Source organism: Streptomyces sp. NPDC051020, assembly GCF_040683105.1.
Lineage (GTDB): Bacteria > Actinomycetota > Actinomycetes > Streptomycetales > Streptomycetaceae > Streptomyces.
Genome location: NZ_JBFBCG010000085.1, coordinates 20,244 through 28,002 on the forward strand (window position 1 = coordinate 20,244; position 7,759 = coordinate 28,002).

The window sequence follows — 7,759 nt, forward strand, 5'->3', positions numbered from 1 at the left end:
GGCGGGGGGTGGTGAGTGTCCCTGCCGTACCGCAGCGAGTGGGCAGGGACACTCAGGCACCGTCACTCCTGAGTGAGGAGTTTCGCGAGCGTGTGACGGTTCTCGGCGGTCATACGCTCGCGGACCAGCCTGTTGAGTGCCTGCGGGCTGTGCCACGGTAGGCGGGTCTCCCAGGGCTCTTCCGGAGCTTGAGTGATTACGGCGTTATCAGTCCGTTCACCCCTCGGCTCCGTCTTGTCGCCAAGCCCACGGTCGCCTGGGGCAGCCTCACTGATAACGGCGTTATCCCCGGGGGAATGAGCAACAGGTTCTGCCGGGGGCGACCCAGGGGTGATTACGGCGTTATCAATCGTCGGCCGTGCTTCGGGAGGCTGGCGTCGCTGTTTCTTCTCCGCCGCCTGCCGAGCTCGTGCGTCGGCGACCTCGCGCTGTTCCTCCGGCGTGTGCTTGGCCAGGCCCCTCACGTGCTCGACTTTGCGCCGCCCCGCCTCCAGGTCGGCCTGAAGGTCGGGAGCCAGTTCCAGCAGGGACAGCCGCTGCGAAATGTAAGGCTGGGTCACGCCAAGTCGCCGCGCCGCCTTGTGCTGCGATCCGTAGAACGCAACCAATGTCTTCAGGGCCGCGGCCTCTTCGAGATCGGAGAGGTTCTCGCGCTGCGCGTTCGCGACGAACGCGGCCTCCAAAAGGGCTTCGTCGGTGGTGACCCGGGCGTCATCGACGCTGACCTTTATCGCTGCCAGCCCCGCAGCATGCGCACCGGCCAGTCGGCGGTGACCATCCACGACGACGAAACTCGCGCCCGGCTCAAGCTCCGAGGCTCGCTCCGGACGGTCCCGCAGGTACGCCTCGACGGACGCGACGGTGATCGACTGGATCTGACCGATCTCGGCGAGACTGTCGGCCAGGCCGGAGATATCTCCCAGACTTTCCCGCGGATTGTCGGGGTTGGCGCTGATTTCGCTGAGCGGCAGCTCGCTCGGATCGCCCGTTCCGAAAGCCTGGTCGGTCAGCTGGCGTCGTACGCTGCGAGCCTTCCCTGCCCTGGCGAAGGAGGACGAAGCCCCAAGCTGGTCTTCCTTTGAGGTCATGAAATCTTCCTCGCGATCTCACGCATGCCCGCCGACTGGTCGCAGTAAGGAGAGTGCTCCAGCAGCGGCATGTGCTTGCGTACCGCTTCGCGCTGTTCCTTGAGGTCGTTGATGACCGCGAGAACACGTGGGTCGCCCAGGTTCCGCCATTCCCTGAGGGAGGACGTCGCGACGACGCCGCGTCGGCTGTCGTAGAGGTTCACCACGAGGCCGAGGTAATCGATCTCCAGGTCGAGATCCTCTTTCAGCGACTCGATCTGGTCGGCCAACATCGCAAAGGCGGTGGCCGAGGAGTCTTCTGCGAGAACAGGGATGACCATGCCGGAGACTCCAGCGCTCTCCCCCTGGCGGCGCCGCCCGTAGTAGATAGCCGCGTCGGTCGCCATGCCGAGGCTCGGCGGACAGTCGATCACGATGGCGTCGAAGTCCTTCTCCAGCGGCTGTAGCGCACGTTCCAGAGCAGCTTCCTTGTTCCGCATCCGCGTCACCACGATCTTGGCGTCGAGAAGGAATCCGTCCGGGCAAGCGGGCAGCACATGGAGGCGCTTCTCGAAGCGGGGGGAGTCGATCGTGACGACCAAGTCCTTCAAGGCACCCTTGCCTTCACCGCACATGTGCAGCACCAGGCTGTCCGTCCCTGGGGGGAGCTGCTCGACGCCGAGCTGGTCGCTCAGGTGCCCTTGGGGGTCATAGTCGACGAGAAGCACCCGCATACCGTCCTCGGCGAGCGCCTGTGCCACACCGGCGGCGACAGCTGTCTTCCCCACGCCGCCCTTCTGGTTGATGACCACCTTGCGCTGGACGATGCCCGTCACAGGCCGATGTCTGGGGGAAGGGTGGGTGCTCATCCACATCTGAATGGACTGGGCAAGGCCCTGAACGAAGGGGAGGCTTCCTCGTTCGGTGCAGGTGTCCTTGAGATCGTCCCACTGGCCCGGCGGCAGCCATGTCGAGAACGATGAGGAACCTGAAGTGTCGACAGGAACACAGTCGTCGACGGACGATGCACGCCAGGCCGTGATGCCGGCCGACACCGCGTCCTGGATGTCAATACCGAGTTCAGCGGCCCGGACCTTGAGGTCCTGGCGCAGCCACGATGGCAGCTTGGAGACAACCTTCTCTCTGTCTCCGGCGGTGCTTGGAGTAACCATGAGGTTAGCTTACTAACTTCATGGTCGAACTCAGCACACCCCCTGCTCAACATGCGTGTTGTGCCTATGGCTCCTCACTGATAACGGCGTTATCGACACGGAGGGGGACGACAGTTGGCCCGTGTGGCCAAGTCTCCGTTCTCAACGAGCCGCGTCATCCGTGGGCTTCTGACCAGGGTGGACCAACTTCGTTGAGAGTGTCGCCTCAGTCATGACCTTGTCACTCTGTTCCGTCGACCTGCGACGGCTGGGTTCGATGAGACAGACCGGCACGCGACTCGGTTCGCTGCGACCGGACACCAATGAGCGCTGAGCGGCCCGACGGGAGCCGGGCCGCCCTCTCCTGGTCCGGTGCGGTGTGGCTTGGGGTCAGGGGAGGCGCATCAGGATGGCACGGCATATGCGCTGCAGTTCCCCGTCGGCGGCGATGCTTCGACCACGGCGGGGCAGTGCCAGTTCCGCCTGAACGCGGGGCAGGGCCGGTGCGGCGGCCACCCCCATCCGGTTCAACCAGGCCAGGACGTAGTTCGAGGTCGCGTCGTTTTCCTCCCTGGAAGCCAGCAGCGTCTGCACGACGAGGTCAGCCTCGCCCCCGCCTCCGATAAACGCGGTAACCGCGCGTGCAGCTCACCACAGACCGCTGCGGCGGGCAGCCGCCGGCTGCTGGCCTGCGGTGTGCTTCTCGCGGCCGAGGTCGACGCGGGCCGCCACCGGTATGTGGTCGCTCGTCGTCGCCGGCAGGTTCCAGGCCGAGGTGGCCTTCACGTCCTTGAGGAGGATCTGGTCGATCCGGACGACCGGAAAGCTCGATGGCCAGGTGAGACCGAAGCCTTTGCCTGCCGTCGACTGGGCCGAGGTCATGCGCGTGGTGAGCGGGCGCAGCGCGCGGTCGTCGAGCGATCCGTTGAAGTCGCCCATGACGATGACGCGTTGGGCCCGTTCGTCGTGCAGATGTGCTAGCAGGGTGTCGGTCAGGCTGCCCAGGTGGCCCGGTGTGTTGGGGATCCAGCGATGGCCCTGGAGGACCAGCGCGAGGAGGACGCAGCCGGTCGTGGTCCGCGTTCCCTGGCGGCGGGACCGCTGCGGCCGGAGCCGTCGGAGCAGGGGCTGTGGGGGCGCAAGCTGTTGGGGTGAGGCTCCGGCGCTCGTCGCCGTCGCACCGCTCGGTCCCTCTGGTGCCGCCTCCTGGGTTCGCTCGCCGCTCTCTGCCTGTGTTGTCGTCATCGTCGTTCAGCTCTCCGTCCGCGCCGAGGCCAACTGGTCGCGGAGTCCGTCGATCAGTACGCGGCTGCTGTCCAGGGCCGCCTGGAGACCCTCGCCGGGCGTCGTGTTCGCTCGCTGGTGCAGGACCGCACCGAGGAGCAGTCGGGTCCGGTCACCGAGGCGGACCTCGGAGGCCCACAGGAGGTTGCCGCCCGCCGGGGTGCTGGAGCCGGTCTTGATGCCGACGACACCTGACGTACCCAGCAGGGAGTTGGAGTTGTGGACCAGGCCAATGCCGGGGACGGTGACGGTGCGGCTGGCCACGATGTCGCGGAAGACGGGGTTCTTCATCGCCTGCCCGGTCAGTTTCAGTTGGTCGGCCGCGGTACTCGTGGTGCCGGCTTCGATGCCGCTTGCCCCCATGTAGGTCGATTGGTCCATTCCGAGTTCGTCCGCGGTGCGCTGCATCTTCCTGGCGAAGGCGCCCTGGCTACCGGAGTCCCAGCGGGCCAGGAGGCGGGCGACATTGTTCGCGGAGGGGATCAGCATCAGCTGCAGGAGCTGGTGCTGGGAGTACTTCTGTCCGGCCCGGACCGGGACGGTCGACTCGTCACCGACGCCCACTTCGTCCGCGGCCTGCCGGTCCACCTCGATCCGCGGGCCCGGCGCGCCCGGTTCGAGGGGGTGGTCCTTGAGAATGACGTAGGCGGTCATCACCTTCGTCAGACTCGCGATCGGCACTGGGCGCTGTTCGCCCCGTGTGTCCGTGGACGCCGTGCCCTCGAGTCCGACCGCGGCCTGGCCGTCTTTCGGCCAGGGGATCGCTCCGTCGCCTACGGCCGCTCGCCAGGCGCCGCCCACCACGCCGGTGCCGGAAGCGGAGGTGGGGGTGGAGCGCGAGGCGTCGTCCGAAGTCATGGTGACGATCACGGTGGTGCTCAGGGCCACCAGCAGGAACACGACCAGCAGACTGATCGGGATGCGATGGCGTGGGGCAGGGCGAAGAAGCATCAGGAAAGCCACCTCCGGGGGCCGCGGTACGTGATCAGTACGTCGGCAAGGCTGCGGGGGCGGTTCGTCCGGACGACGGACAGCAGAGCGCTACGGGCCCTCAGGAACCCATCAGCCGTGTATCAGGGCCGGCAAAGGGGAGGGGAAAGGCTGCTGAGCCCGGGGCAAGGCGGGATCGTCCGGGTCACTGGGCGGCTGCGGGCCCGTCCGCGGGCAGGCGCAGCACCACCACCGCTCCCCCGTCCCCCGGGTGGTTGGTGAAGTCCAGGGTCGCCCCGATCACCTTCGCTTGACCGCATACGATCGTGAGGCCCAGGCCGTGCCCGCGGCCCCGCTCGGCCGCGCCGGTACGGAACCGCTGGGGGCCGTGGGCCAGGAGGCCGTCGGGGAAGCCGGGCCCGTGGTCCCGTACCATGATCGTCGCTCCCGAGACGGTGATCTCCACGGGACCGGCGCCGTGGCGGTGGGCGTTGACGACGAGGTTGGCGATGATCCGGTCCAGGCGTCGCGGGTCGGTCTCGGCCACCGGCGCGCCGTGGGCGCTCACCCGCGCCGTCAGGCCGGTCTTCACCACCGACTCTTCGACCAGTTCGGCCAGGTCCACCGGCCGTGACTGTGGCTGCTCGACATTCGCGTCGAGACGGGAGATCTCCAGCAGGTCCTCGACCAGGTCGCGCAGTACCCGGGCCCGGTCCCTGACCAGGTCGGTGGCCTCACCCTCGGGGAGCAGGCCGGCCGAGGTGACCAGTCCCATCAGCGGGGTGCGCAGCTCGTGCGCGACATCGGCGGTGAAGCGCTGCTCGGTGGTGATCCGCTCGCGCAGGCTGTCGCCCATCGAGTCGACCGTGGCCGAGATCTCGTTGATCTCGTCGCCGGCGCGGCTGCCCATGTTCGTACGGGCGTCCAGGTCGCCCGCCGTGATACGGCGGGCCGTGCGGGCAACCTGGCGCAGCCGCCTAGTCGGCAGTTCGGTCGCCAGGGCCGTGGCCGGGATCACGACGGCAAGGGTGAGCAGTGAGTACTTCCACACGTGGCGGTCCAGGGCCTGCCTGGTGAGCAGGTCGGCCGTCATGTCGACCCTGGTCGCGTAGAGCCGGCCGTCCTGCTTCTTCGCGGCCCAGAAGGTGGGGGCCGGCGGCTTGTTCTCGTAGAGGGTGCCCCAGCCGTGGAGCTCGACCTGCCGCAGCAATGAGTCCGGGAGCTCGCCGGGGTTCGCGAGAGGCGGTTGCCGACCGGAGTTCCGGGCGTCCCTTACCTCCTTGTCGAGCTGTTGTTCGGCCCGGCCCGCGCCTTCGTTCAGGGACCGGTTCAGCGTGGACTCGTGCACCAGCACACCGACGGTGAGGGCCATCGCGGAACAGGCCAGGGCAACCAGGAGGACGATCTTCCAGCGCATCGAGCGGGGGTTCAGCATCATGTGTGCGGTCGGCATCTCGGCTCCCCGGTTCAGCGCCGCAGCTTGTAACCGAAGCCGCGGACCGTCTCTACGCGGTGGGCGCCGACCTTCTTGCGCAACCGCTGTACACACAGGTCGACGACCCTCGTGTCACCGTCCCAGAGGGTCAGCCGAGATACGGTCGAAAGGGATAGTAGGACCCGGCCCGGAGTCCTGTTCACCGTCGGCTGACGTCACTGCCCGTGTCGCACACGCCGCCGTAACCACCCCAGGGAGTCACGCCTCGGCGTGACCGGTCAGCCGGTCAAGGTGTCCACGGCCATCTTGGCCGGGGCGTTTTCGCTGGCCAGCAGCCTGGAAGGGGGCCCGGGATCCGTAACACGGGCCACCTTTGAGGGGGTCGGGGCCGGTTTCGTTACGGCTTCGCGTATCCGCTCCGTGCAGCGGCGCCGGTACGCCTTCTGGCGGCAGGCGGGCCGGTCGTAGACGGCGTCCCGGCGGTGGCCGTGGCCCAGGGCGAAGCGGGTCCCGCGCACCGGGCAGCGGACCACGTGCTCGTCCTCCTGGCCGAGGATGACGGCGACACCGATGACGAATGCCTCGTCGTGGTGACGCAGCCACCGGCGGTACGTGGCCTTGCACGCCCGGGAGCAGAACCTGGCGTCACTGCGGGCGGTCGCCTTGAGCGGCTCGCGGCAGTTCCTGCACCGGCGCACGGACGGGTGGGCCATGCCTTCACGGTACGCCGGGGTCCTGCGCCGTGAGGGCCGGTCACGTGCCCTGTGCGGCCGTGGCCTTCTGCTCGTCGTGCTCGCGCAGCATGCGCATGACGGTGGCCGGGGCGGGGTGCTGGCCGCGCTTCTTGCCGGTGCGGATGACGAGGCGGGAGGCGATCTCGCGCAGCGAGAGGCGTTCGTCGTCGCGCAGGCGCAGGGCGGTGGCGAGCATGTCCTCGTCGGAGACCTTGACGCCGCCGATGGCCTTGCCGTTCTTGCGGGCGGTCTCCTGGCCTTCGAGGGTCTTGTCGCGGATGTAGTCGCGCTCGGACTCCGCCATGGCGGCGAAGAAGGCGAACAGGGCGACGCCGTGACCGGCCGGGTCGTGCTTGCCCGCCAACGGGCCGGTGAGGAACTCCAGCTCGATCTCGGCGTCGCGCAGTTCCTCGGCGACCTTCAGGAGTTCCAGGGCGCCGCGGCCCAGGCGTTTCATCTCGTGCACCACGAGGGTGACCTTGGCCCCCAGCGAGCGGTACTCGCGGGCCGCCGCCAGGGCGGCCTTCATCTCGGGGCGTTCCCTGACCCTGGTGCTGATCTGCTCCTGGAACAGCCGGTGCACGCCGGAGACTTCGAGTGCGTCGATCTGGGACTGGATCTCCTGCGTCCGGCTGGAGACGCGGGCGTACGCGAGGCGGACCTCCATCGGCACGGCCGGCGCCGCGAGTTTCTGCACAGGCAGGGCCGTCCAGGCGGCGCCGGGGTGCCGTACGGCGGGGCTGGCGACGTGGAGTTCGGAGCGGAGCGCGGGCACGAGCTGGAAGCGGGCGGTGTGGTACTTGAGGGCGACCTTGCCGGAGGTGGTGCGGCAGGGCGAGCCCGCCGGGGCCTGACAGGTGGACATCGGGCAGGCGTGCGATTCCACCAGCTTGTACGCGTCGTTGATCACGCCGGGATTGTTTCAGAAGTACGTTCCACGGGCCAATAGGAAGGAAACGGCCTGTGAAACAAAACAACCTGTGGCGATGTCGTCGGCTCCCGGTGTTGAAACGGGGTTCACCTATGAAACACCGTTCCGGATCCCAGGCGGCTGCCCCGGCCCGTGCCGGCCCGCCGGACGCGCGGACGAGCTGATCCGGACCAGCCTGCCGGACGACCCGTACCTGCAGAAGCTGCTGTACGCCTACTTCCCGGATC

At 68.1% G+C, this 7,759-nt stretch carries 8 protein-coding genes and 1 pseudogene; all 9 read right to left on the reverse strand.

The window, feature by feature from the left end; genetic code table 11:
- Positions 1-62: 62 nt before the first annotated feature.
- The 9 genes and pseudogenes from AB0N06_RS31765 to AB0N06_RS31805 all read right to left on the reverse strand — a co-directional run bounded on the left by AB0N06_RS31765 (position 63) and on the right by AB0N06_RS31805 (position 7,511).
- Entirely contained in the window at positions 63-1,088 is a 1,026-nt protein-coding gene (locus AB0N06_RS31765; RefSeq protein WP_366138155.1) for a ParB/RepB/Spo0J family partition protein, read from the reverse strand.
- Positions 1,085-2,239 (reverse strand): ParA family protein, encoded by a 1,155-nt coding sequence (locus AB0N06_RS31770; RefSeq protein ID WP_366138156.1) that lies wholly within the window; start codon positions 2,237-2,239, stop codon positions 1,085-1,087. The genes AB0N06_RS31765 and AB0N06_RS31770 overlap by 4 nt, the downstream gene beginning before the upstream one ends.
- A 369-nt stretch (positions 2,240-2,608) precedes the next feature.
- Complete coding sequence (locus tag AB0N06_RS31775) at positions 2,609-2,812, reverse strand: hypothetical protein (RefSeq protein ID WP_366138157.1); 204 nt, start codon at positions 2,810-2,812, stop codon at positions 2,609-2,611.
- A gap of 54 nt (positions 2,813-2,866) precedes the next feature.
- Entirely contained in the window at positions 2,867-3,463 is a 597-nt protein-coding gene (locus tag AB0N06_RS31780; RefSeq protein ID WP_366138158.1) for an endonuclease/exonuclease/phosphatase family protein, read from the reverse strand.
- A 6-nt stretch (positions 3,464-3,469) separates the two neighbouring features.
- The gene (locus tag AB0N06_RS31785; RefSeq protein ID WP_366138159.1) at positions 3,470-4,453 is read right to left on the reverse strand and encodes a serine hydrolase; all 984 of its coding nucleotides are present in this window, start codon (positions 4,451-4,453) and stop codon (positions 3,470-3,472) included.
- Between the two features lie 184 nt (positions 4,454-4,637).
- A complete protein-coding gene (locus tag AB0N06_RS31790; RefSeq protein WP_366138160.1) occupies positions 4,638-5,885 on the reverse strand; it encodes a HAMP domain-containing sensor histidine kinase in 1,248 nt (415 codons plus the stop codon).
- Between the two features lie 14 nt (positions 5,886-5,899).
- Positions 5,900-6,010: pseudogene (locus AB0N06_RS31795) on the reverse strand (helix-turn-helix domain-containing protein); the annotation flags it as partial.
- A 135-nt stretch (positions 6,011-6,145) separates the two neighbouring features.
- On the reverse strand, positions 6,146-6,580 hold the full coding sequence (locus AB0N06_RS31800; RefSeq protein WP_366138161.1) for a hypothetical protein: 435 nt from the start codon (positions 6,578-6,580) through the stop codon (positions 6,146-6,148).
- A 40-nt stretch (positions 6,581-6,620) separates the two neighbouring features.
- Positions 6,621-7,511 carry a recombinase family protein gene (locus AB0N06_RS31805; RefSeq protein ID WP_366138162.1) on the reverse strand — a complete coding sequence of 297 codons (891 nt, stop codon included), beginning with the start codon at positions 7,509-7,511 and terminating at the stop codon, positions 6,621-6,623.
- Positions 7,512-7,759 lie beyond the last annotated feature (248 nt).